The organism is Acinetobacter sp. V89_7 (assembly GCF_029967895.1).
In the GTDB taxonomy this organism is placed as follows: Bacteria; Pseudomonadota; Gammaproteobacteria; order Pseudomonadales; family Moraxellaceae; genus Acinetobacter; species Acinetobacter soli.
The window spans coordinates 135,071-156,441 of record NZ_JASCAJ010000033.1 but is presented as its reverse complement, the minus strand read 5'-3'; the positions used below and the strand labels follow the sequence as shown (position 1 = coordinate 156,441).

Annotated in this window: 24 protein-coding genes; 9 read left to right on the top strand and 15 right to left on the bottom strand. The window is 44.9% G+C overall.

Features of this window, described 5'->3' with window-relative positions; genetic code table 11:
• The first annotated feature begins 3 nt into the window (after positions 1–3).
• Together dprA and QLG00_RS14480 are read left to right on the top strand one after the other, a co-directional pair.
• A complete protein-coding gene (gene dprA, locus QLG00_RS14485) occupies positions 4–1,155 on the top strand; it encodes a DNA-processing protein DprA (protein WP_282471289.1) in 1,152 nt (383 codons plus the stop codon).
• A gap of 39 nt (positions 1,156–1,194) precedes the next feature.
• Complete coding sequence (locus tag QLG00_RS14480; protein WP_282471288.1) at positions 1,195–1,767, top strand: Sua5/YciO/YrdC/YwlC family protein; 573 nt, start codon at positions 1,195–1,197, stop codon at positions 1,765–1,767.
• Between the two features lie 502 nt (positions 1,768–2,269).
• Here the strand turns inward: QLG00_RS14480 and QLG00_RS14475 are convergent.
• The 4 genes from QLG00_RS14475 to QLG00_RS14460 all read right to left on the bottom strand — a co-directional run bounded on the left by QLG00_RS14475 (position 2,270) and on the right by QLG00_RS14460 (position 6,328).
• Positions 2,270–3,178, bottom strand: a complete 909-nt coding sequence (locus tag QLG00_RS14475; RefSeq protein ID WP_048763958.1) for an outer envelope protein — start codon at positions 3,176–3,178, stop codon at positions 2,270–2,272.
• A gap of 306 nt (positions 3,179–3,484) precedes the next feature.
• The gene (locus tag QLG00_RS14470; RefSeq protein ID WP_004941523.1) at positions 3,485–4,426 is read right to left on the bottom strand and encodes a LysR substrate-binding domain-containing protein; all 942 of its coding nucleotides are present in this window, start codon (positions 4,424–4,426) and stop codon (positions 3,485–3,487) included.
• 237 nt (positions 4,427–4,663) lie between these two features.
• A complete protein-coding gene (locus QLG00_RS14465) occupies positions 4,664–5,578 on the bottom strand; it encodes a DMT family transporter (RefSeq protein WP_004941526.1) in 915 nt (304 codons plus the stop codon).
• A gap of 75 nt (positions 5,579–5,653) precedes the next feature.
• Positions 5,654–6,328 carry a TetR/AcrR family transcriptional regulator gene (locus QLG00_RS14460; RefSeq protein ID WP_048763959.1) on the bottom strand — a complete coding sequence of 225 codons (675 nt, stop codon included), beginning with the start codon at positions 6,326–6,328 and terminating at the stop codon, positions 5,654–5,656.
• A 148-nt stretch (positions 6,329–6,476) separates the two neighbouring features.
• Here QLG00_RS14460 and QLG00_RS14455 point away from each other — a divergent pair, with 148 nt between their 5' ends.
• The 4 genes from QLG00_RS14455 to QLG00_RS14440 all read left to right on the top strand — a co-directional run bounded on the left by QLG00_RS14455 (position 6,477) and on the right by QLG00_RS14440 (position 9,969).
• Positions 6,477–7,691 (top strand): MFS transporter, encoded by a 1,215-nt coding sequence (locus QLG00_RS14455; RefSeq protein ID WP_004941532.1) that lies wholly within the window; start codon positions 6,477–6,479, stop codon positions 7,689–7,691.
• Between the two features lie 19 nt (positions 7,692–7,710).
• On the top strand, positions 7,711–8,481 hold the full coding sequence (locus tag QLG00_RS14450) for an AraC family transcriptional regulator (protein ID WP_282471287.1): 771 nt from the start codon (positions 7,711–7,713) through the stop codon (positions 8,479–8,481).
• A gap of 142 nt (positions 8,482–8,623) precedes the next feature.
• A complete protein-coding gene (locus QLG00_RS14445) occupies positions 8,624–9,169 on the top strand; it encodes a hypothetical protein (protein ID WP_004944233.1) in 546 nt (181 codons plus the stop codon).
• A gap of 185 nt (positions 9,170–9,354) precedes the next feature.
• The gene (locus QLG00_RS14440; RefSeq protein ID WP_119690749.1) at positions 9,355–9,969 is read left to right on the top strand and encodes a hypothetical protein; all 615 of its coding nucleotides are present in this window, start codon (positions 9,355–9,357) and stop codon (positions 9,967–9,969) included.
• A 6-nt stretch (positions 9,970–9,975) separates the two neighbouring features.
• Here QLG00_RS14440 and QLG00_RS14435 read toward each other — a convergent pair whose 3' ends face one another.
• The 11 genes from QLG00_RS14435 to QLG00_RS14385 form a co-directional block, all read right to left on the bottom strand.
• The gene (locus QLG00_RS14435; protein WP_119690750.1) at positions 9,976–10,857 is read right to left on the bottom strand and encodes a D-hexose-6-phosphate mutarotase; all 882 of its coding nucleotides are present in this window, start codon (positions 10,855–10,857) and stop codon (positions 9,976–9,978) included.
• Positions 10,858–10,972: 115 nt separating this feature from the next.
• Positions 10,973–11,392, bottom strand: a complete 420-nt coding sequence (locus QLG00_RS14430; protein ID WP_004941547.1) for a F0F1 ATP synthase subunit epsilon — start codon at positions 11,390–11,392, stop codon at positions 10,973–10,975.
• A 27-nt stretch (positions 11,393–11,419) separates the two neighbouring features.
• Positions 11,420–12,814, bottom strand: coding sequence for a F0F1 ATP synthase subunit beta (gene atpD, locus QLG00_RS14425; RefSeq protein ID WP_004941550.1), 1,395 nt, complete (start codon positions 12,812–12,814; stop codon positions 11,420–11,422).
• A gap of 30 nt (positions 12,815–12,844) precedes the next feature.
• The gene (gene atpG / locus QLG00_RS14420; RefSeq protein ID WP_004941554.1) at positions 12,845–13,714 is read right to left on the bottom strand and encodes a F0F1 ATP synthase subunit gamma; all 870 of its coding nucleotides are present in this window, start codon (positions 13,712–13,714) and stop codon (positions 12,845–12,847) included.
• A gap of 77 nt (positions 13,715–13,791) precedes the next feature.
• Positions 13,792–15,336 carry a F0F1 ATP synthase subunit alpha gene (atpA, locus tag QLG00_RS14415; protein ID WP_004941557.1) on the bottom strand — a complete coding sequence of 515 codons (1,545 nt, stop codon included), beginning with the start codon at positions 15,334–15,336 and terminating at the stop codon, positions 13,792–13,794.
• Between the two features lie 45 nt (positions 15,337–15,381).
• Positions 15,382–15,918 carry a F0F1 ATP synthase subunit delta gene (locus tag QLG00_RS14410; protein WP_004941560.1) on the bottom strand — a complete coding sequence of 179 codons (537 nt, stop codon included), beginning with the start codon at positions 15,916–15,918 and terminating at the stop codon, positions 15,382–15,384.
• A gap of 11 nt (positions 15,919–15,929) precedes the next feature.
• Positions 15,930–16,400, bottom strand: a complete 471-nt coding sequence (locus QLG00_RS14405; RefSeq protein WP_004941564.1) for a F0F1 ATP synthase subunit B — start codon at positions 16,398–16,400, stop codon at positions 15,930–15,932.
• Between the two features lie 39 nt (positions 16,401–16,439).
• Positions 16,440–16,685: a F0F1 ATP synthase subunit C gene (atpE, locus tag QLG00_RS14400; RefSeq protein WP_000424060.1), complete on the bottom strand. Its 246-nt coding sequence runs from the start codon at positions 16,683–16,685 to the stop codon at positions 16,440–16,442.
• An 84-nt stretch (positions 16,686–16,769) separates the two neighbouring features.
• On the bottom strand, positions 16,770–17,645 hold the full coding sequence (gene atpB / locus QLG00_RS14395; protein ID WP_004941567.1) for a F0F1 ATP synthase subunit A: 876 nt from the start codon (positions 17,643–17,645) through the stop codon (positions 16,770–16,772).
• A gap of 102 nt (positions 17,646–17,747) precedes the next feature.
• Positions 17,748–18,146 carry an ATP synthase subunit I gene (locus QLG00_RS14390; protein WP_004941569.1) on the bottom strand — a complete coding sequence of 133 codons (399 nt, stop codon included), beginning with the start codon at positions 18,144–18,146 and terminating at the stop codon, positions 17,748–17,750.
• A 172-nt stretch (positions 18,147–18,318) separates the two neighbouring features.
• Positions 18,319–19,161 carry a zinc ABC transporter substrate-binding protein gene (locus QLG00_RS14385; RefSeq protein ID WP_282471286.1) on the bottom strand — a complete coding sequence of 281 codons (843 nt, stop codon included), beginning with the start codon at positions 19,159–19,161 and terminating at the stop codon, positions 18,319–18,321.
• A gap of 122 nt (positions 19,162–19,283) precedes the next feature.
• Here QLG00_RS14385 and QLG00_RS14380 point away from each other — a divergent pair, with 122 nt between their 5' ends.
• From QLG00_RS14380 to znuB, 3 genes are read left to right on the top strand one after another with little or no spacing between them, the layout of a single operon-like run.
• A complete protein-coding gene (locus QLG00_RS14380) occupies positions 19,284–19,781 on the top strand; it encodes a transcriptional repressor (RefSeq protein ID WP_004941573.1) in 498 nt (165 codons plus the stop codon).
• The gene (znuC, locus tag QLG00_RS14375) at positions 19,754–20,542 is read left to right on the top strand and encodes a zinc ABC transporter ATP-binding protein ZnuC (RefSeq protein WP_004941575.1); all 789 of its coding nucleotides are present in this window, start codon (positions 19,754–19,756) and stop codon (positions 20,540–20,542) included. The genes QLG00_RS14380 and znuC overlap by 28 nt, the downstream gene beginning before the upstream one ends.
• A 3-nt stretch (positions 20,543–20,545) precedes the next feature.
• Positions 20,546–21,364: a zinc ABC transporter permease subunit ZnuB gene (znuB, locus tag QLG00_RS14370; protein ID WP_004941578.1), complete on the top strand. Its 819-nt coding sequence runs from the start codon at positions 20,546–20,548 to the stop codon at positions 21,362–21,364.
• Positions 21,365–21,371 lie beyond the last annotated feature (7 nt).

The window sequence follows — 21,371 nt, the reverse complement described above, 5'->3', positions numbered from 1 at the left end:
CTTATGATGAAACAATTTTCTGCGTACCATCGCCATACCATTGCAGTATGGTCATTGGTGCAACACTCAATCTCAAGTTTTGATACCTTAGTTCGTCATTTTGGCGATTGTGAAACGGCGCTTGAACCTCAGAATCTGGCCAAGTGGCAACAGTTAAAGCTACATGCCAATCATCTAAAGCGAGCTGCGGAATACGCAACACCAGCGGGGCAAGCGGCATTTTCAAACTTGCTTGCGCACATTCAGCAACACACTGATTTTATTGTTACGCCAGAAGATCCACTATATCCGGCCCAGTTGATGCCCTATACCGACAAGCCTCCAATTTTATTTGGTCGTGGTTCGGCTCAGCCCTTATTACAGCCACAAATTGCCGTGGTGGGCAGTCGTAAACCCAGCCCACATGGTCGGCAAGTGGCCTATGACTTTGCCTATTACCTCAGTGAAAAAGGATTTTATATCACCAGTGGGCTTGCACACGGCATTGATGAAGCAGCCCATCAAGGCAGTGTCATGCAGCAACGGGCGATTGCAGTGGTCGGAACTGGATTGGATCGATGTTATCCGGCAGGGAATCGTACATTATACGAGAGTATTGCTTCGCAAGGCGGTGCAGTCGTCAGCGAGTTTTTGCCGGGCACACCACCGTTAAAGGCCAATTTTCCACGACGCAACCGTATTGTGAGTGGCTTAAGTTTAGGCGTGTTGGTGGTAGAAGCCAAAAAAGAAAGTGGCTCACTGATTACCGCGAATCGAGCTGCTGAGCAAGGTAAAACGGTCTTCGCGATTCCGGGACATATTTATAGTGAGTTTCATCAAGGCTGCCATCAATTGATTCGAGAAGGAGCAATTTTGGTGGATCATCCGGAGCAAATTCTGGAAGATTTAGCGCTTCCCACACATTGGCATGCTCAATCTACGGCAGCAGTCTCGGCCACCTCTACCCCTGAAGATGTATCCGATGCCTTGGCTGTTCCCGAAGAGCTGATTCCGCTTTATCAGCGCTTAGACTGGACGGGACAAGACCTCGATCAGTTGGCACAGCAGTTTGAAGGTTCGACCGCAGAGCTGACCGGTCAACTCATGGAACTTGAACTGTTGGGATTGTGCATTCAGCAGTCGGGACGTTATCTGCGTTGTACTGGCGGATTTTAAGGTTCACAATAGCGTTATTTTTAAATTTGGAGATGAATTATGCTGACCACCTCCGTTACGGAAGCAGCCCAATACCTGACACAGGGCGATGTGCTGGCCTATCCGACCGAGGCAGTCTGGGGCTTGGGCTGTGATCCTTTCAATGAGCAGGCATTTCATGAAATTCTGCGTTTAAAGCAGCGCCCTATTGAAAAAGGCGTGATTTTACTGGCCGGAGATATTTCACAGGTCGAGCATCTACTGGATGAACTTGATCCAGATATTCGCCAGCAAGTCATTCAAAGCTGGACACAGCGCGGCGTCGATGAGCGCGCCACGACATGGTTATTGCCGGTCCATTCACAGCAAATTCCCGCTTGGATTACAGGTCAACATCATCAGGTGGCTGTTCGGGTGTCTAATCACCCACTGTGTATGGCACTGTGTCATGCCTTTGGCGGCTTTATTGTCTCTACCAGTGCCAATCCGGCAGGACTTGAACCTGCGCGCTCACTACAGGAAGCTTCCGCCTATTTTGGGCAGCAATTACATTATTTAAATGGTGATTTGGGTTTAAGCCAGCAGCCAAGTCGGATTCTCGATGCCAAAACTGGCGATGTGATTCGCAACTAAATGAATGAACACTCAAATGTAAATAATTATCGTTAATTTATATTATACAGATCTGTCTATCTAGCTACCTAGATAAATGGACAGACAAAAAAAAGCTCAGTCATATGAGGATGACTGAGCATAAAAAGGGATGTGTATCAATCACATCCAGAGGGTTCAACAATCTGGAAGTAGCAACAGTACACTTAAAAAGTGACTGTTTTTACAGTGCGCGTAGTATGAAAGAAACAACTCATTAATACAAATATATTATTTATCTTACATAAAATTAGAATAAGTTCGAATCAATTTGAATATTTGTTTAAAAAGTTAATTTATATTGATCTTTTTATTCAAATTTTATAGAAAACTGATAATTGTTTAATTTTTAAACACACCCTGTAATCATAGTGGAATTCGATAAGTCATCACATCGTGTCAGAATATTTTTTACTTAAATTTATTCAGACAAAAGAGAGCACATAAAAACCCTGTTCATATGCTCCCACCCTGCCCTTAGCACTTAAAAGTGATAATCCACTCTTACCATAGGTGTGCTCGCAGTGGCCCCCTTTCCGGCAAAACCATCAGTATCGTTACCGAATTTGTTTTTCCAGTATTCGTAACCTGCACCCGCACGTAATTTGCTGTCTTTTAGCCCGATCAATCCGCTCATGTCATACATAATGCGTGCATCGATGTGGGTTTCCGCTTTGGTATCGCCACCAGATTCATTTTTTCCTTTAGCATCAATCCACAGTGCATAGCCTTCAAAGGACAGCGGTGTTTTTGCAATCGGAATGCCCCACGTAAACTGTGCCGCCATGTGTGTATCGTAAGTATAACGACCCGTTGAGTAACCAAATCGTGGCGTATCAGAAGACGGATCATTACTTTCAAATAGTGCCAGCACACTAAAATCTAAAAAGCCCGGTACATCAAAGCGAACCGTTGGGCCTACCACCCACATGCGCTTTTTCGAGCCATAACTGTCATTTTTGGTATTCCAGTCTAACCCCGCGGTCAAACCTGCGCCACGTATATAGCCGGGTACCGCCAAATCCTTTTTAAACAGTGCACCTGCATCCAGATAACGGCGTATTACCACATAGGCTTCTTGGGCACCTTTACCACTTGACTGGGTACTGTTGGGCTCATCATCTGACTGAAGTAAATCGACATTAAAAAAGTTGGAGCCATATTTATCACCACTGGCATGGGTGAGATTAAAAATCTGCTTGGTAATATCAATTCGATCGCCTGCGGCATCATTTTTATAAGGTTCTGCAAATTGAGTACCGTAGCGCCAGCCAATTGAGGTATCACTCCAGATTGCTGCATCTGCGACTTGCATGGCGCCCATTCCCCCCAGAATGGTCGCGAGGCTTCCCATCAGTTTTTTTAATGATCTGCCTTGTTGTACTGCGTTCATTACACACTTCTCCTGATCCACTTCCTTAAGTAAAAGCACTGGCTATTTATCTGAAGATGCATAGCGATGGCTGTTTGACATTCGCTTAAATGGCTTGCAAAACGATGTCGCCCGCTGATAAAGGCAAGTTTCCTACCAAAGAAATGATTATTGAGAATCTGCAATGTTGCTTATGCAAAAAATGCCATAACACATGTCTATCATGCATCCATATTGGCCATGATAAATAAGAAAAGAAGCGCCAGCAGATGATGATCTGATGCTCGCGCCTGATCAGGGATGCGCATTATGATGATACAAAGGAATTTAGTTTAAGACGTGACTGTCGTTTCGAAGTACCGAAATAATCAGCTCACGAAACCAGCGCTGTTCTTGCGAGCGATGTAAACGCTCATGCCAGAGCAAGAAATACGGAATCTTGGGGAACTTGACTGGCGCATCGACCACTTTGAGTGGCAGCAATGCACTATAATGGCGAGAGAATGAACGCGGTGCTGAAAAAATCGCGTCAAATTGCAGCAGCATGTAGGGAATCATGCCGAAGTATGGCACATAGGCCACGATATTACGTTTGATTCGTTCTTTGGCCAAATACAAATCAATCACGCCACGCTGACCGACGGTATATGGCGTTGGGGCAATATGGTCGGCTTGCAGATAATCGTCAAGTGTTAATGGTCGTGCAGCCATTGGATGCGATTTACGCATCAGGCACACCACTTCATCTTCAAACAGTGGTGCAAGGCGCAAATATTCGGGTGGCTGCGGCCAGTTACCAATCACGGCATCATACATTCCGCTTTCTAGTGCATGGGTATAATCTACATCGTGCGCCATCGAGTGCATGATCACGGTACAATGCGGCGCTTCTTGTCGTACACGACGCAACACTTCACCCAGCGCAATTGCGTTGAGGTAATCCGGCGCGGCAATATTAAAGACTTGACGCGACTCGGCCGGATGAAAATGCACCTGCTGTGTGGCAATCAGTTCCATTTGCGCCAGTGCTTGACGCACAGGTTCAAGTAGCGCTTCACCACGTTCGGTCGGGGTCATGCCATTACGACTACGAACCAAAAGCTGATCGCCGGTAATGTCTCTGAGTTTTTTGAGTGCGGTACTGATGGCAGGTTGGGATTGATTGAGCCGCTTGGCCGCATTGGAGACGCTTTTTTCAGTTAATAGCACATGCAACACCTGCAAAAGATGTGCATCTAAAGCTTCCCATTTGTTGGCTGGATTAATCACCGCTGCGTCCTGATTTTATTCGTTACATGTTTAGCGTATTCAAGTTTTATACCAAATGGACAATTCTAAAACTCATCCAGACGATCAACCACACGCCCTCAATCAGTACACTACCATTTACTGCATGTTTTGCCTATTCTGCCATCGTATTGAATACACTGCCACACCACGCTGTCCATTCAGATACTCGCCCGCATAAGTTGAAGATACAGTTAAATTAAAAAGAAAGCGGATCTTTTAAGACGAGGTATTTTGTACGATGACAGGCGCATTTTTCTTTTGTGCCATCACAATGCCGACCAAAATCATCATGCCACCAATAGTATGAAATAAAGTCCATTGCTCGGCTAACCATAAACTGGCAATAATTGCAGTAAACACTGGCATTAAATTCATAAAAATACTGGTACGATTTGGCCCGATGTGTTGTACAGCCAGCATCCATAGCAACGGCGCCAGCAATGAAGGAAAAATACCCGCATAAAGTAAGCTCGGTGCATTTCGTGCATTAATTGCATCTAGACCAAAATACATTAAAAACGGGATGTGATAGAGCAAGGCAAAACCGATTTGCACATATAGACTAATCAGTAATGGAATTTTGAGCTGCCATTTTTTTAAGAATACACCATAAAAGGCATAGAAAAAGACAGCCACGACCATGAGTAAATCACCCGAATGACCGCCCATATTGAGTAGCGTAGTAAAATCACCTTTGCCTAAAATATACAGCAGACCTAAAAACGAAATGATACTGCCCACAATGGCAAATCGATTGGGAATATCTTTTAAAATCAGCATTGAAACAAAGATGGTAAACACGGGAATGAATGCATTGACAATTCCCATGTTGGTGGCGGTGGTATAATGCGCGGCGGTATAAGATAAGCCCTGATACAGCACCATCCCGAAGGCACTCAGTATGGCGAGCTGGCCCAAATGCCGACGGACCAAAGCACGTTGCGCCCAGACTTTGAATAGCATAAAAGGCGTCAGCACAATAAAGGCTATGAGCCAGCGGTAAAAGCTAATGCTGGCCGGTTCAATCAGATCGACCGCATAACGCGTAACGGCAATATTCATCGACCAAATCAGTACTGCAATTAAGGGCAATAAAAAAGCCCACCACTGGGTTTTTGCGATCTGATTCATGCTGCTCTCTGTATCCTGAAGATACGATTATTGTCGATAATGACGGATGAAATTGAAATATCGCATTTCAGACATTTATATCGCGTGATCGCCATGCGACTGTACAAACAAACACCAGCTCTGCATAGCGTACTTCACTACCGCTGTGAGTTGCGCTAGATCTGCACCATCACGTGCCTGTAGCGTAAGACCCTGAAGCAGCGTGGCATAAAAATCGGTCATGGTTTCAATCGGTGCGTTGGCGGGTAAATCACCATCGATGATGCCCTGTTGCAAGCGCTCCAATAATTTGTGTTTGGTTTTCAACCGTTTTGACAACAAGGTGTGCTGAACTTGCTGGGTCGATTCGGAACAGTTCATGGTCGCCACCACCAACATACAACCGGAAGGCTTATTAGGTTGCAGCAAACGGTTCAGATTGTCATAAAAATACAATTCAAAGGCAATTTTAGCAGTTTTGGCTTGTTCAAAAATACGCTCGATGGGACATGCCTCATGCGCTAAATAATAATCGATGCTTTTATAAAACAAAGTCGCCTTGTCACCAAAGGTACTGTACAAGCTCGGGGCAGTCACATTTAATGCCTGAGTCAGATCATTGATTGAGGTCGCCTCGTAGCCATGTGCCCAAAACAGCAGCATCGCTTTTTCAAGCGCTTGCTGCTCATCAAAGCATTTTGGGCGCCCGCGTTTTTTTTTGCACGGCACGTCTTGATCCTGCTGCTCAAAGCCATTTGCTACATCTGTCATAAACGCCACGTTTATTTTTATAACAATCACTATTAAATTACTTGACGGTGGTGAATTGTTCAACTATTTTATTTTCATAATGATCACTATTAAATTATAAATTAGATCGATCACACGCTTTGCATCTCCCATAATTAGGATATTCATCATGAATGCGCTTCATGCTCAAGAGGCTACGCCCTCTCGTCCCACTGGTGGCAGTTGGCTCGCCATACTCGCCGTTTCAATTGCGGCATTTGCACTGGTGACCAGTGAGTTTTTACCTGTCGGGGTACTCAATGACGTGGCCACTGATTTGAATATCTCGGTGGGTACTGCCGGATTGATCATCACACTCCCCGGCGTCATGGCGGCGCTGGCGGCACCATCACTGCCGGTTATTTTTAAACAGCTCGATCGTCGTTATGTACTGATTGTTCTGACCGCCATTATGGTACTGGCCAATGCCTTGACTGCATTTGCAGACGATTTTAACGTGCTGCTTATCAGCCGGATGATTCTGGGCATTGCCATTGGCGGGTTCTGGGCCACGGCAATTGCATTGAGTGGTAAATTGGCGCCTGCCCATTTACCAATTGCCAAAGCTACCGCCGTAGTGATGGCCGGTGTGACCTTAGCCACGGTACTGGGCGTTCCGATTGGCACGTGGTTAAGCGAATTTTATGGCTGGCGCAGTGCCTTTGGCATTACTGCCATCATTGGCTTTGTGGTGCTGCTGTTACAGCTACGTTTTTTACCGGTACTGGTTCCTGAATCATCGATTCGACTTCAAGACTTACCAGCCTTATTGCGAGTGCCTAAAGCACGTAACGGCATGTTAATTGTGCTATTGATGGGTTTGGCACACTTTTGTGCTTATAGTTACCTCGCACCCTTTTTTAAACATATTGCAGGATTCGACGGCACCACCATCAGTAGTCTGCTTTTGCTATACGGTATTGCGGGAGTATTTGGTAATGCCTTTGCAGGCTATAGTGGTAATTTGAATATTCGCTACACCATGGCTTTTGTGGGCGTATGTTTTGCGGTTGTTTTCTTTAGCTTTCCCGTCTTTGCCATCCATGAAGCCGGCGCGATGATTTTAACTGCGTTATGGGGCTTTGCCTTTGGTGCATTTCCAACTTCGGCCAATATCTGGATGTTTGTTCATGCGCCTAAAGCCGTCGAAAAAGGCATGCCACTATTCGTCGGGATGTTTCAGGTCATGATTGCGACAGGCTCTTTGATCGGCGGCTATGTAGTTGACCATTTTAATGAAAATATCTTAATTTATGGTGTGCTCAATTTTGTTGTGTTGGCCTTAATTGGTTTATTTACCTTAGTTAAAGGTTTAAGCAATCCAAAACTTCACTGCGAACAGTAAATTTTTTCGGATTTCTCATATGGATTTATCTTCCGTATCATCTGCCGCAGCGATGCTTAAAGAGCAGATTGATATCCATGAGTTTTTCTTTCACCCCCACGATGAAGTGCTTGCACATTCATCGCTATGGGGGGATTTTAATTTTAGCTTGAATGGACTGCTGCAAATTCAGGTCGAGCAACGGACATTTTTCGCACCACCCAATTACGGTGTGTGGCTACCACCACGGACCACACATTGTTGTCTTAATATTGATCAGCCGACACATTTTGTGTGTATTCGGCTACATCCTCAGCTTTCCGCGAAATTGAGTGATTGTCCAAAAACACTCGAGATCCAGCCATTTTTTCATGCCTTGGTAAAGGAGATTCTAGATCCGACACGTGATCATTCCGAGCAAAGCCGTCTGCACTTATTACAGGTATTGCTGGATCAGCTCCTGACAGCCAAACAATATGATCATTATTTACCACCGTCAGCGCATCCCGTACTGGCACCGATTTTAAATGCCTTGGCCGATGTCAAACGCTTTGCTCAAAGCCTACAGCAAATTCTTGATGATTTTGAGATTAGCGAGCGACATGCGCTGCGCTTATGTCAGCAAGAGTTAAACATGGGGCTCTCTGAATGGCGCAATCGAGCCAAAGTGGTGTACGCAGTTGCGAAAATTCGTCAGGGTGATTCAGTCAAACGTATTGCGCTTGAGCTGGGCTTTCATCAAAGCTCGAGCTTCATCGCATTTTTTAAACGTTACACCGGACACACACCCGTACAGCTTAGAACGCGTTAATCTCAAGCCTTAACGATCTATTTCATCACAAAATTATGCTATACATCGCATTTAAACATGTCATCGTATGCTATGCCTGAGCGCCCTCAATACATGCTCTTGTAAGCTTATCTTTACTCTTTCTTTTGCATAAGGATTCGATATGAGTCAGTCGGTTTATCATATTCCTGTTCAAGACATTCAAGGCCAAGCGGTCGATCTTGAACAATACCATGGCCAAGTACTCTTGATTGTGAACGTTGCATCAAAATGTGGCCTCACGCCGCAGTACGAAGGACTCGAAGCACTGTATCAAGCTAAAAAAGATCAAGGCTTAACCATTTTAGGCTTTCCAGCCAATAACTTTTTGGAACAAGAGCCTGGAACGAATGAAGAAATTCAGCAGTTCTGCTCTTTAAATTTCGATGTGAAATTTCCATTGTTTGCAAAAATTTCGGTTGCTGGTGAAGACAAGCATCCGCTTTATCAAACTCTTATTCAAGCACAGCCCGAACGTATTGGAGAAGGCCCGTGGTGGAAAGACTTGGTTGAATATGGTCTGACCCCAAATGAACCACCAGAAGTGCTATGGAATTTTGAAAAATTTTTAGTCAGTAAAACAGGCGAAGTCGTTGCCCGTTTTGCACCCGACATTACCGCAGATGATCCTCGCCTGATTGATGCCATTAATCAAGAATTAGCCAAATAAGCCATTCTATATGAGGCATGCCGCAGGTATGCCTCATGCATTCTATCCTCTAAAAACAATACTTTTACAACATGACCTTCATATTCTGCTAAATCGGGCATGCTCTAATTATTAAATTAATAATATGGCGCCATTTGAAGTTTCTGTTTGATAATGCGGGTGTCATATGGCCTTGGATGGAAAAAATGATGATGCCTACACCTTTCGCTGCTAAATTTTCTTTGCTTGTGCTGAGCTGTAGCATATTGTTTGTGGGGTGTGATCAACAACCCGACGCGGAAAGTACAGCGCGTGAGCAAAGCATGACATCGGTCAATCAAGACAACATGCCTATCGATAATCAAGGTAGTGATGATGCCCTCAACAATGAAGAGCGTTCATCGACCACGAATCTATTTTACTTGCTTCGCGACGCGGCAGATTTGCAGCTCAAAGTAGGTCAAGACATGCAAAAGTTACAAGCGACGCAAAGCCAGCTTGAAACTGCGCTTCAAGAACAAGACCCGCAGGCCGCACAGCAAACATTATCTCACTTTAAAACCCAGTTGACCCAATTCAATGACAATCTCAATCAGTTACAACTAAAGAGCCCAGAAGTTGAAAAATTACGTCAACAGCTGATCAATACCAATGAGCAGCTGTTACAGAGCGATCTGTTTCAACAGACATTGAACTGGAAAAAACAGGATATTGTGGCTATTCAGCATCAGCTCAATACGCTACAAACTGAAATGCTGAAACTGGCTGCCCTAATTGTTAATCCAAACTCGACGGCTTCAAGCACAGACTCTAAATCTTAAAGCGCCCTAGAGATCGTTCAGACTAAGACAAAGTTGATAACTGAGTTGCTGCTCAGGCAATAGTGTTTGTTGCTCGGTGGCCACCTGTCCAGCCTCAACACAAACAAATTCTTGCCAGCTTTGAGGTGCTAAATCGGCCATGCGCTTGGTTTTTTCAATCCATGGGTTCCACACCACCGCACTTTGTGCAGATGTCTCAATCACAATTTGTGTTGTAGACGAGTCATCTAAGCGAAATTTTCCTTTCGTGAGCGGATAGATCTGATCGGTTTCACAATGAAACTCAAACGGTGCAGTATCCTGCTGCTTGATCTGATGACCATCTAGCTGATCGATGTAAGAACACCCTTCAATGCCATACAGTCGGGTACGTTGAGTCTTGACAGCAAAATAACTGTGCCAAGCAAAACCGAAGCTGATCGGATGGAGATCTAAGTTATTCAATTTAAAGTTGAGTTCAAGGGTTTGCCCCAACCGGATGTGCATTTCAAGACAAAATGCGGCATCCCAATAACGACGAGTCGCAGCATGATCACGAAGTTCAAAGGTCAAGCTGTGTCCTTGACCCTGTTGATATTGGGCATCTTTGAATTGCCACTGCATATTTCTGGCAAAGCCATGTGCAGGATAATCTGTTTCAATTGCATGCGCACCAAACCATGGAAAACATAGCGGAATGCCACCTCGAATAGCCTTTCCTGCTGCAAATGAATTACGATCTGAGAGCCAGAGTACATCACGCTGATGCTGCTTAGAATAAAATTGTAGAACTTGCGCACCCTGTAGAGCCACTTGAGCCGTACAAAATTCGTTGTCGATCTGCAAGACCTGAAGCGCATCTGGTCCCAACGATACCCACTGAAGGCCCGTGATGTTTTGAAACGCCATATCTGTCATGTCCTCTGCTGCACCTATTTGCAACAGAGCTTAGCGCAAAGCTTTGCTAAACAACAGACATAAAAAAAGCCACCTGACGGTGGCTTCTTCAATCCAAAATCGTGGCTTAAAGCGCGCGATTCTTGATTTTACGAATCGTTTCAAGCTGAGCTGCAGTTTCTGCAAGCGCAGCAAGTGCAGCAGCAGAATCCAGATCACTCTTCTGATTGGCAAGCAATTGCTCGGCGTGCTTACGCGCTTCGACAATTGCTGCTTCATCTAGGTTGTCAGCACGGATTGCAGTATCTGCAAGCACGGTCACAACGTGAGGCTGAACTTCTAACACACCGCCTGATACATAAACGATTTCTTCTGTACCATTTTCCAACTGAACGCGGATCGGTCCTGGTTGGAGCAAGGTTACCAGTGGCGCGTGTCCAGGTAAAATACCCAACTCACCACCTGCACCTTTAGCGATCAACATCGTAACTTGTCCAGAGTAAATTGACTCTTTCACACTTACGACATCACATTGCATCGTCGCCATGAGAACCTCCTAAATTAGAGTTGCTAATTAAAGTTTCTCAGCTTTAGCAATTACTTCGTCAATACCACCCACCATGTAGAACGCTTGTTCTGGGATGTGATCGTATTCACCAGCTAAAAGACCTTTAAAGCCACGAATCGTTTCTTTAAGTGGTACTAATTTACCAGGTGCACCCGTAAATACTTCAGCAACGTGGAATGGTTGAGAGAAGAAACGTTGGATTTTACGCGCACGGTAAACAACCAACTTATCTTCTTCTGCCAATTCATCCATACCCAAGATCGCGATGATGTCTTTAAGCTCTTTATAACGTTGCAATACGTTCTGTACAGAACGTGCAATTTCATAATGCTCAGCACCAACAACCAATGGATCTAGCTGACGTGAAGTTGAGTCAAGTGGATCGATCGCTGGATAAATACCAGAAGATGCGATGTCACGGCTCAATACAACAGTTGCATCTAAGTGAGCAAACGTCGTTGCAGGCGATGGGTCAGTCAAGTCATCCGCAGGTACGTATACCGCTTGGATCGATGTGATCGAACCAGACTTAGTCGACGTAATACGTTCTTGAAGTACACCCATTTCCTCTGCAAGTGTAGGCTGGTAACCTACTGCAGATGGCATACGGCCTAACAATGCTGATACTTCAGTACCTGCAAGTGTGTAACGATAGATGTTGTCAACAAACAACAATACGTCACGGCCTTTACCGTTTTCATCTTTTTCATCACGGAAATATTCCGCCATAGTCAAACCAGTCAACGCTACGCGTAAACGGTTACCTGGTGGCTCGTTCATCTGACCATAGACCATTGCTACTTTGTCAAGAACGTTAGAATCTTTCATTTCGTGATAGAAGTCGTTCCCTTCACGGGTACGCTCACCAACACCAGCAAACACAGATAAACCTGAGTGAGCTTTCGCGATGTTGTTGATCAACTCCATCATGTTAACGGTTTTACCAACACCAGCACCACCGAACAGACCAACTTTACCACCTTTAGCAAACGGGCAAAGTAAGTCGATGACTTTAATACCAGTTTCTAAAAGATCAGTAGAAGCTGCTTGTTCAGCATATGAAGGTGCTTGACGGTGAATTGGCAAACGCGCTTCAGTCGCAACTGGACCTGCTTCATCAATTGGGCGACCCAAAACGTCCATGATACGGCCAAGTGTAGCCGGACCTACTGGAACAGAAATCGGTGCATTTGTGCTGGTTACGTTAAGGCCACGTTTAAGACCTTCTGTAGAACCCATTGCGATGGTACGAACAACACCATCGCCAAGCTGTTGCTGAACTTCTAATGTAGTTTCAGTACCGTCAACTTGGAGAGCGTCATAGATCTTAGGAACGCTATTGCGCTCAAACTCGACGTCGATTACCGCGCCGATGATCTGAATGATACGACCGCTACTCATTGCTGTCTCCTCAATTCAAACTTAATAATGTTAAACGGCAGCGGCACCGCCAACGATCTCGGAAATTTCCTGAGTAATCGCGGCTTGACGCAGCTTGTTGTAAATGAGTTGTAGGTCTTTAATCAATTGTCCTGCGTTGTCTGTCGCTGCTTTCATTGCGACCATACGAGCTGATTGCTCACATGCAACGTTTTCAATTACACCTTGATAAACCATCGACTCGATATAGCGAACCAACAAACCATTTAACAATTGTTCTGCTTCTGGTTCGTAGATATAGTCCCAACCATAAGTACGGTTGAGGTTATCGCTTTCTTCTGCTGGTGCTAAAGGAACAAGTTGTTCAACTTTAGGCTGCTGAGTCATTGCATTGACGAAGCCATTTGACACAAGGTAGATACGATCTAACTCGCCTTTGTCAAATGCATCAAGCATGACCTGTACTGAGCCTGTCAACTGTTCAAGACTTGGCGCATCGCCAAGCTGGGTCGTTGCACCAAGCACTTTACCGCCGTAATTCTTAAAAAACGAAACCGCTTTTTGACCAATCAAAGCAAATTCAACTTCAATTGACTGCTGTTGTTGTGCTTTGACATGCTGCACAACTTTCTTGAACAAGTTAATGTTCAAGCCACCTGCCAAACCACGATCTGAAGACACCACGATATAGCCAACACGCTTAACAGGGCGATCAACCATATAACGATGTTTGTATTCAGGGTTTGCTTGGACCAAGTGAGCAATTACACGGCGCATATTATCGGCATACGGACGGCCTTGGGCCATGCGCTCTTGCGCACGACGCATTTTAGAAGCAGCCACCATTTGCATCGCGCGAGTAATCTTTTGCGTGCTCTTGATACTGGCTACTTTGGCGCGAATTTCTTTTAAATTTGCCATACGCTTAACCTAGTAGTCGAAAGCCCTTTCGAGCCTTCGAAGGTTGATCCGTGAACCAAACTTAACTAAAGATAAACTTAGTAAGTTTGAGTCGCTTTGAAGCTCTCAATACCTGATTTGATTGCTGCTTCGATGTCTTTGTTGTAATCACCAGTTTCATCGATCTGTTGCATCAAAGGCGCATATTCAGAACGGAAGTAAGAAATTAGCGCAGCATCAAAGTCTACGATTTTCTTCACTTCTACGTCAGCCATGTAGCCTTCGTTAGATGCATAAACAGAAACAGCTTGGTCTGCAATTGAGTAAGGCGCATATTGTTTCTGCTTCATTAACTCAGTTACACGTTGACCATGCTCAAGTTGTTTACGCGTTGCTTCGTCAAGATCAGAAGCAAACTGAGCAAACGCAGCCAATTCACGATATTGTGCAAGAGCGGTACGGATACCACCAGACAATTTCTTGATGATCTTGGTTTGAGCTGAACCACCAACACGCGATACCGAAATACCCGCGTTCACAGCAGGACGAATACCCGCGTTGAACAATGATGTTTCAAGGAAGATCTGACCGTCAGTAATCGAAATTACGTTGGTTGGTACGAATGCAGATACGTCACCCGCTTGAGTTTCAATGATTGGCAATGCAGTCAAAGAACCGGTTTGACCCGTTACTGCGCCATTCGTGAATTTCTCAACGTAGTCAGCTGAAACGCGCGAAGCACGCTCAAGAAGACGAGAGTGAAGATAGAATACGTCACCTGGATATGCTTCACGGCCTGGTGGACGACGAAGAAGCAATGAGATTTGACGGTAAGCAACAGCTTGCTTAGACAAATCATCATAAATGATCAACGCATCTTCACCGCGGTCACGGAAGTATTCACCCATTGTACAGCCTGAGTACGGTGCCAAGTACTGCATAGCAGCAGGATCAGCAGCCGCAGCAGCGACAACAGTGGTGTACGCCATAGCGCCAGTTTCTTCAAGCTTACGCACTACGTTTGCGATGGTCGATTGTTTTTGACCAATTGCAACGTATACGCATTTAATGCCTGAATGTTTCTGAGCGATGATCGCATCGATCGCCATTGCTGTTTTACCAGTTTGACGGTCACCAATGATCAACTCACGCTGGCCACGACCTACAGGGATCATGGTATCAACTGATTTATAACCAGTTTGAACAGGTTCGTCGACCGATTGACGCCAAATTACGCCTGGTGCTACTTTTTCAACAGCATCAGTTAATTTCGCATCAATTGGGCCTTTACCATCAATTGGGTTACCCAAAGCATCTACGACACGGCCAAGAAGTTCAGGACCAACTGGCACTTCAAGTACACGACCGGTACAACGAGCTTTTTGACCTTCTTGAAGGCTTAGGTAGTTACCTAAAACAACGGCACCCACTGAATCCTGTTCTAGGTTCAGTGCCATACCAAATAAGCCGCCGTCAAATTCGATCATTTCACCGTACATTGCGTCAGCAAGACCGTGAATGCGCACGATACCGTCAGATACCATGACGATGGTACCTTCGTTCTTCGCGGTCGCGCTGGTGTCCAGATCGCCTATACGCTGTTTAATGAGCGCACTGATCTCGGATGGATTCAGTTGTTGCATTGCGCTATTCCTCAATCTTTTTAAAGTTCAGTCTTCTTTTATGCATTATGCAAGAAGACGAGTCCGCATTTTTTCAAGCTTGTTCAGCGCAGAATCATCTATCACTTGATCGCCTGCACGAATAACAACACCTGCAATTAATGCAGGCTTCACTTCTACTGCGATCGTCACAGAGCTGTTATAACGCTTTTCGAGAGCAGTTTTTAACAGTTGTTCTTGTTCAGCAGACAATGGAAATGCCGATTCAATCACGACATCTACCACGTTGTTATTCTGTGATTTAAGCTCTTCGTATTCTTCTGCGATTTCTGGCAAAAGAATCAAACGATCATTATCAGCAAGAAGCGTCAAAAAATTTGACACTGCTTGTGATTGATCTTCACCTAAAATTTTAGCGAAAAGCTCAACTTGCTCTGAAGGAGTAAGTTCAGGACGATTCAAATAAGCGGAAAATGCTTCGTCTTGCACCGCTGCACTGAGCACTTGTAATGCTGTGGACCAGTTATCTGTCGCACCCTGCTCAGAAGCGTAAGCAAAAGCTGCTTTAGCGTACGGGCGTGCCAACGTCAAGAGTTCAGCCATACTTCCCTCGCTTAAAGTTTAGCAGCCAGCTGTTCAAGCATGGCAGCATGAGCTTGTTGATCAACTTGCTGGCTCAGAATTTTTTCTGCACCATCAACTGCCAAAGCAGCCACTTGTTGACGTAATTCTTCGCGAGCAGCATTGATTTCTTGATCAACAGTCTCTTTTGACTGTTGACGAATACGTTCACCTTCAGCAGTTGCTTGGGTGCGCGCTTCTTCAATCAATTGTGCTGCACGACGGTTCGCTTGTTCGATCAATTGAGCCGCTTGTGCTTTAGCAGCATCAAGCTCTTGCTTAACTTGCGCCTGAGCATCAGCGAGATCCGCCTTTGCTTTTTCAGCAGCATTTAAGCCATCAGCGATTTTGCGCTGACGCTCACTAATCGCATTGATTAGTGGTGGCCAAACGAATTTCATGCAGAATGCGACGAAAATCGCAAATGCAATCGCTTGACCAATCAATGTGAGGTTAATATTCATAGCAATTCCTCAAAATGGTGGATTTCGGAATTAAGATGATTAACCTACAAACGGATTAGCGAAGATGAAGAACAAGCCAATACCAACACCGATCATAGGCACAGCATCAAGAAGACCTGCGATTAAGAACATACGAGTTTGAAGTTGTGGAGCAAGTTCTGGTTGACGAGCAACAGCTTCTAAAAAGCGACCACCTAAAAGACCAAAACCAATCGCAGTACCTAAAGCACCGAAAGCGATCAAGATAGCAGATGCAATTGCAACTAGACCTAAAGTGAGTTCCATGAAAAATTCCTCAGAGGTTAGGTTATTACCAAATTAAACTAAAAATTGTACCTAGCTATCCCTATGATAACTAGGGATAAACCATTAATGCTTTTCGCTTGCCATGCTCAAGTATACGATGGTCAGCATCATGAAAATGAATGCCTGCAACGTGATGACGAGAATGTGGAAGATTGCCCAAGGCACGGACAATGCCCATTGAATCCAAAACGGTAAAAGTGCGATCAAGATGAAAATCAACTCACCCGCATACATGTTACCGAAAAGTCGTAGAGCCAATGAAATTGGTCGTGCAAGGAAAGTTACCAATTCCAGAATTAAGTTCACTGGAATCAACAACGCTTTTGCAACTGGGTTACTTGGGTTAAATGGGTTAAGTGCCAATTCACCAACAAATCCGCCAATGCCTTTCTCACGAATGCTGTAAAACAAAATCAGCACAAATACAGACAGCGACATACCTAGGGTAATGTTCGGGTCAGTAGATGGTACGATTTTGAAATAAACATGGTGAGGGTCCATGCCAAACACGTGTGCACCAATAATTTGAGCCAACATCGGCACCCAATCCACAGGGATAAGGTCCATCAAGTTCATGAGGAAAATCCACACAAAAATGGTCAAAGCAAGAGGCGCAATCAGACGTGATTTACCATGGAAGGTATCGCGAACGCTGGAATCAACAAACTCGATAATCATTTCGATTGCAGATTGGAATTTTGATGGCACATCCGCTTTTGCAGCTTTTGCAGCACACCAGAAAACCAAACAGAAAATGATACCAAGGCCGATTGACCAACCCATCGAGTCCAAGTGAATAGCAGAAAACCCCATTTCTTGAGCTTCTTTTGCATTCTCAGCCAATTTCCAAGTTCCGTCCGGCATTTTGCCATAGGTCAAATTGGTCAAGTGATGCTTGATATACTCTGTCGAAGTAAGGGCATGTTCTTCAGCAGCCATAAATCACACCTGGTCAATGTCAATTACTAAAAAGAGTAGACGAATCTCGCAAGCTGCTTGATATCTCGTCACACTCAAAAAATTTTTCAACTTTTGATGTGCCTAAACTCGTTTTTGTAGACGTGACACCCAAAACGGAGCGACCCACGACATGGCTTGAACGAGAATAAAACCACAAAACAATGCCACCGGTGATAACGGTTTGACGTTGCTTAAAATTAAAATAAATCCAACGATCACGATTGCAAATTTTCCCAATATGCCTCGATACATATTGGAGAGAACCTGTCTAGATGCTCTAGCTCCAGCTGCACGGAATGACTGCCAACAAAAATATACGTGTGCAATCCAGCATACAAAAGCCCCCAAAGCAGCACTTAGTGCAGCAGTTGAGTCTTTCACTCCCCATGCAATCAAGCTAGAAACAGGGATCATTAATGCTTGTAAGAAGACCATTGCTTTCGCTAATCGTCGGTCAATCAAGCGACTAGGTCGGCTCATTGTTTATCCACTCACAGCATGAATGCTTGACAAGTTTCGCAGTTGATCGTTTTTAATCGCAGGCATTATAGAGCCCACCCCCTAAACATGCAATCATTTCCCGACCTAAGTCATGTTTTTTTCTAAGATTGCTTCGCGCTTCAAGAGTGGGAAGCGCTTCACAATAATGTGCTTATTTGCTTGCTGTTTGCACACATTTCACGGTTTGACTGGCCAGTTTCTGCCAAGCGACGACAAAGTCATTTTCGCCTGTCAGACTTTCGTCTACCGACTCAAAGACAATTGGGCTAAGTTTTTGATATTGGTTTTTGCTGGCATGTGCTTCGGCCATGAGGCACATTCTCTCACTTGGACGGTTGTCATTTAAGTATTTGATTTGACCTACCGTTGGTGCTACATGTGGATCATCCGTCAGTGCACCGGCAAATTTAAGATTCAGTGAGCGCTCTAGATATTGGTAGGCATCGTGATACGACCAGTAAGGTTTTGGTGCGGCAGTACTGTTGTACTTTTGTGCAGCCTGTAACATGTCTCGGGCAAATAAGCGTGCGTTATTCCAGTATTTGGTTTTGTTTTCTGGCATTTGCTGCGAGCGTAATGCCGCAATAAAGAAGCCAATACGTACCGCATTATTAGGATCGAGCCATACGTGCGTATCGATGGTATTGGCAATGGGTACCCCACGCGTGGTTCGTTGCGGGAGTGATGTGCCAATTTGGGAGTTAATAATGGAGACTGCTTTTGCGTTATTGTCGAGCAATTTAGCCAAAGGTGCTTCATGCGCCTTGCCCAACCAGATCACCAAAGACGCATCTTGTATGGCTTTGCGGTGTGCAGGCGTCAACTGAACGTCATGCCCGGATTGATTGCTTAATAATAGTTGCGGTTCTTCCACGCCTGCCGTAATTTTTTGGGCAATCAAATATAAAGGATGAGTAGATACAACCAAGGGACCTTGTGCCCAACTGGCAGCATTTAAAAGAGTCAAACAACAAATCAGCACAAAACGCAACATGAGCAAATTAAAACCTAGATCTGGAACTGTGTTATATTATAACAAAATTGCAAAAATTCCTAAGCCTAATCGTAACATCTATGAGTTCATGTTAATATTTGATAAAACTACGAGGTTGTCTTATGAGCTCCTGTTCCCACGAACATCACAATGCATTACATGGTGTCCATGACCATCACAATGTAGCTGCGCGTCTGGCTGAAGCAGAAAGCTTATGTGCCGCAGCGGGAGCACGCTTAACACCATTACGTAAAGAAGTTCTGGAACTGATCTTAAATGCATCGGGTCCGATGGGTGCCTACGACTTGCTTGCGAAAATTAAAAGCGACTCTGACCGCCCTGCTGCCCCGCCGACAGTTTACCGAACGTTGGATTTTTTACTTGAAAAAGGTCTAATCCATCGTTTGACGTCAATCAATGCCTATATTCCTTGTTGTCATCCACGTGAAGGGCATCAGGCTGCATTCCTGATTTGTACCGAATGTCATGTGGTAAAAGAAGCATCTTCTCAAGGCCTTACCAGCCAACTCAATCAGCTGGCCGCCTCTGATCAGTTCAGTGCGCAGCATACGATTATTGAAATTTCTGGAAAATGTCAGCAGTGCACCCAGCCGCGTTAACCTCTGAGCTTATTCGCTTAGATGGAATTTTTGTTCATCGCGATGACAGAGATATCCTTAAAAATATTGACTTTGCCTTGCATCAAAATGAAATTGTGACCTTGATTGGTCCCAACGGTGCAGGAAAGTCGACTTTAATTAAAGTATTACTGGGCATTACCAAGCCCACGCAAGGCAAAATTCGCACCGCCAAAAAACTCAAGATGGCCTATGTGCCACAAAAATTCAATCCTTCACACAGTTTACCACTGCGGGTAAAAGATCTGCTCGACCTAGAAAAGTGCAGTAAGTCGTTGCGGGATGAAATTGTCCAAGATACGGGCATTGCCAAATTGCTTTTAGCCAAAGTACAGCAATTGTCTGGCGGTGAACGACAACGTGTGCTGTTAGCACGTGCGTTATTGCGTCAACCGGATATTTTAGTTCTGGATGAACCAATGCAAGGCCTCGATATTCAGTCAGAGGCAGAGCTTTATGATTACGTACGTAGTCTTCCCGAGCGCTATGGCTGCGCTATTTTGATGGTGTCGCATGACTTACAGTGGGTCATGCAAGGTACACAGCGCGTGATCTGCCTCAACAAACATATTTGTTGTAGCGGCTTGCCTGAAAGTGTTCAGCAACATCCTGAATACTTGGCAATTTTTGGCGGTCAGCGCGTGCCCTATCAACATCATCACGATCATTGTGCCCATGGCGACCATGTGGAGCCTTGTGCACATCTTGATCACCCTCATATTCATCCCGAACCGGAAGCTTAATCCATGACCGAGTGGCTACAACTCCTCCTCCCCGCATGGACGATGGGCACTTTACTGGTATTCCTGACTGCACCCCTGGGCTGTCTGATGCTGTGGCGCAGAATGTCCTTTTTTGCAGACACCATGGCCCACGGCACGTTACTCGGTGTTGCGGTGGCAGGTGCTCTGAGTTTACCGTTATGGTTTGGCGTCACCCTGCTGGCTTTGTTGCTGGTGGGTATTTTATGGGTCTTACATGATCCACGCTTACCCAACGATGCTTTACTGGCATTGTGTTCAGCGACGCTACTCTGCTCAGGATTATTGTTTATTCAGTATTTACCTAGCTTACGACCTGAATTGCTCAGCTACTTATTTGGCGACCTGCTCACCATTAGCTGGGATGAGTTACCAATCTTTGTAATCGTGATTGGTTTTGCACTGTGCATTTTGTATCGATACTGGCAAGCGCAAATTCAGATCGCGATTGATCCAGATATCGCCATTAGTGAAGGTGTAAATGCCAAATGGCAACGCTTGATTTTCATGTTGCTGTTGGCCTTATTTACAGTGCTTGCGCTACGTGCTGTAGGTTCTCTGCTGATGGGCGCTTTACTGGTTATTCCAGCCTTGACGGCACGTCTGGTGGCGCACTCCCCTAAACAAATGGTGATCTGGGCATTTGTGTTTGCTCAACTGGGTGTGAGTATTGGACTCTGGTCCAGCGCGGGCTTAAACATTGCCACAGGCTTAAGTATTGTAATTTGCATGTCGATGTTATTTATCGCAATTTTTCTGGTTCAAAAAATTAAGGCGCGCCGTCAACAACCCAAATATTTATAAGTATCAG

Excerpts from the sequence above, each read along its gene's own strand:
- dprA (WP_282471289.1), top strand. The coding sequence starts at position 4 with ATGATGAAACAATTTTCTGCGTACCATCGCCATACCATTGCAGTATGG.
- QLG00_RS14480 (WP_282471288.1), top strand. The coding sequence starts at position 1,195 with ATGCTGACCACCTCCGTTACGGAAGCAGCCCAATACCTGACACAGGGC.
- QLG00_RS14475 (WP_048763958.1), bottom strand. The coding sequence starts at position 3,178 with ATGAACGCAGTACAACAAGGCAGATCATTAAAAAAACTGATGGGAAGC.
- QLG00_RS14465 (WP_004941526.1), bottom strand. The coding sequence starts at position 5,578 with ATGAATCAGATCGCAAAAACCCAGTGGTGGGCTTTTTTATTGCCCTTA.
- QLG00_RS14460 (WP_048763959.1), bottom strand. The coding sequence starts at position 6,328 with ATGACAGATGTAGCAAATGGCTTTGAGCAGCAGGATCAAGACGTGCCG.
- QLG00_RS14455 (WP_004941532.1), top strand. The coding sequence starts at position 6,477 with ATGAATGCGCTTCATGCTCAAGAGGCTACGCCCTCTCGTCCCACTGGT.
- QLG00_RS14450 (WP_282471287.1), top strand. The coding sequence starts at position 7,711 with ATGGATTTATCTTCCGTATCATCTGCCGCAGCGATGCTTAAAGAGCAG.
- QLG00_RS14445 (WP_004944233.1), top strand. The coding sequence starts at position 8,624 with ATGAGTCAGTCGGTTTATCATATTCCTGTTCAAGACATTCAAGGCCAA.
- QLG00_RS14440 (WP_119690749.1), top strand. The coding sequence starts at position 9,355 with ATGATGATGCCTACACCTTTCGCTGCTAAATTTTCTTTGCTTGTGCTG.
- QLG00_RS14435 (WP_119690750.1), bottom strand. The coding sequence starts at position 10,857 with ATGGCGTTTCAAAACATCACGGGCCTTCAGTGGGTATCGTTGGGACCA.
- QLG00_RS14430 (WP_004941547.1), bottom strand. The coding sequence starts at position 11,392 with ATGGCGACGATGCAATGTGATGTCGTAAGTGTGAAAGAGTCAATTTAC.
- atpD (WP_004941550.1), bottom strand. The coding sequence starts at position 12,814 with ATGAGTAGCGGTCGTATCATTCAGATCATCGGCGCGGTAATCGACGTC.
- atpG (WP_004941554.1), bottom strand. The coding sequence starts at position 13,714 with ATGGCAAATTTAAAAGAAATTCGCGCCAAAGTAGCCAGTATCAAGAGC.
- atpA (WP_004941557.1), bottom strand. The coding sequence starts at position 15,336 with ATGCAACAACTGAATCCATCCGAGATCAGTGCGCTCATTAAACAGCGT.
- QLG00_RS14410 (WP_004941560.1), bottom strand. The coding sequence starts at position 15,918 with ATGGCTGAACTCTTGACGTTGGCACGCCCGTACGCTAAAGCAGCTTTT.
- QLG00_RS14405 (WP_004941564.1), bottom strand. The coding sequence starts at position 16,400 with ATGAATATTAACCTCACATTGATTGGTCAAGCGATTGCATTTGCGATT.
- atpE (WP_000424060.1), bottom strand. The coding sequence starts at position 16,685 with ATGGAACTCACTTTAGGTCTAGTTGCAATTGCATCTGCTATCTTGATC.
- atpB (WP_004941567.1), bottom strand. The coding sequence starts at position 17,645 with ATGGCTGCTGAAGAACATGCCCTTACTTCGACAGAGTATATCAAGCAT.
- QLG00_RS14390 (WP_004941569.1), bottom strand. The coding sequence starts at position 18,146 with ATGAGCCGACCTAGTCGCTTGATTGACCGACGATTAGCGAAAGCAATG.
- QLG00_RS14385 (WP_282471286.1), bottom strand. The coding sequence starts at position 19,161 with ATGTTGCGTTTTGTGCTGATTTGTTGTTTGACTCTTTTAAATGCTGCC.
- QLG00_RS14380 (WP_004941573.1), top strand. The coding sequence starts at position 19,284 with ATGAGCTCCTGTTCCCACGAACATCACAATGCATTACATGGTGTCCAT.
- znuC (WP_004941575.1), top strand. The coding sequence starts at position 19,754 with ATGTCAGCAGTGCACCCAGCCGCGTTAACCTCTGAGCTTATTCGCTTA.
- znuB (WP_004941578.1), top strand. The coding sequence starts at position 20,546 with ATGACCGAGTGGCTACAACTCCTCCTCCCCGCATGGACGATGGGCACT.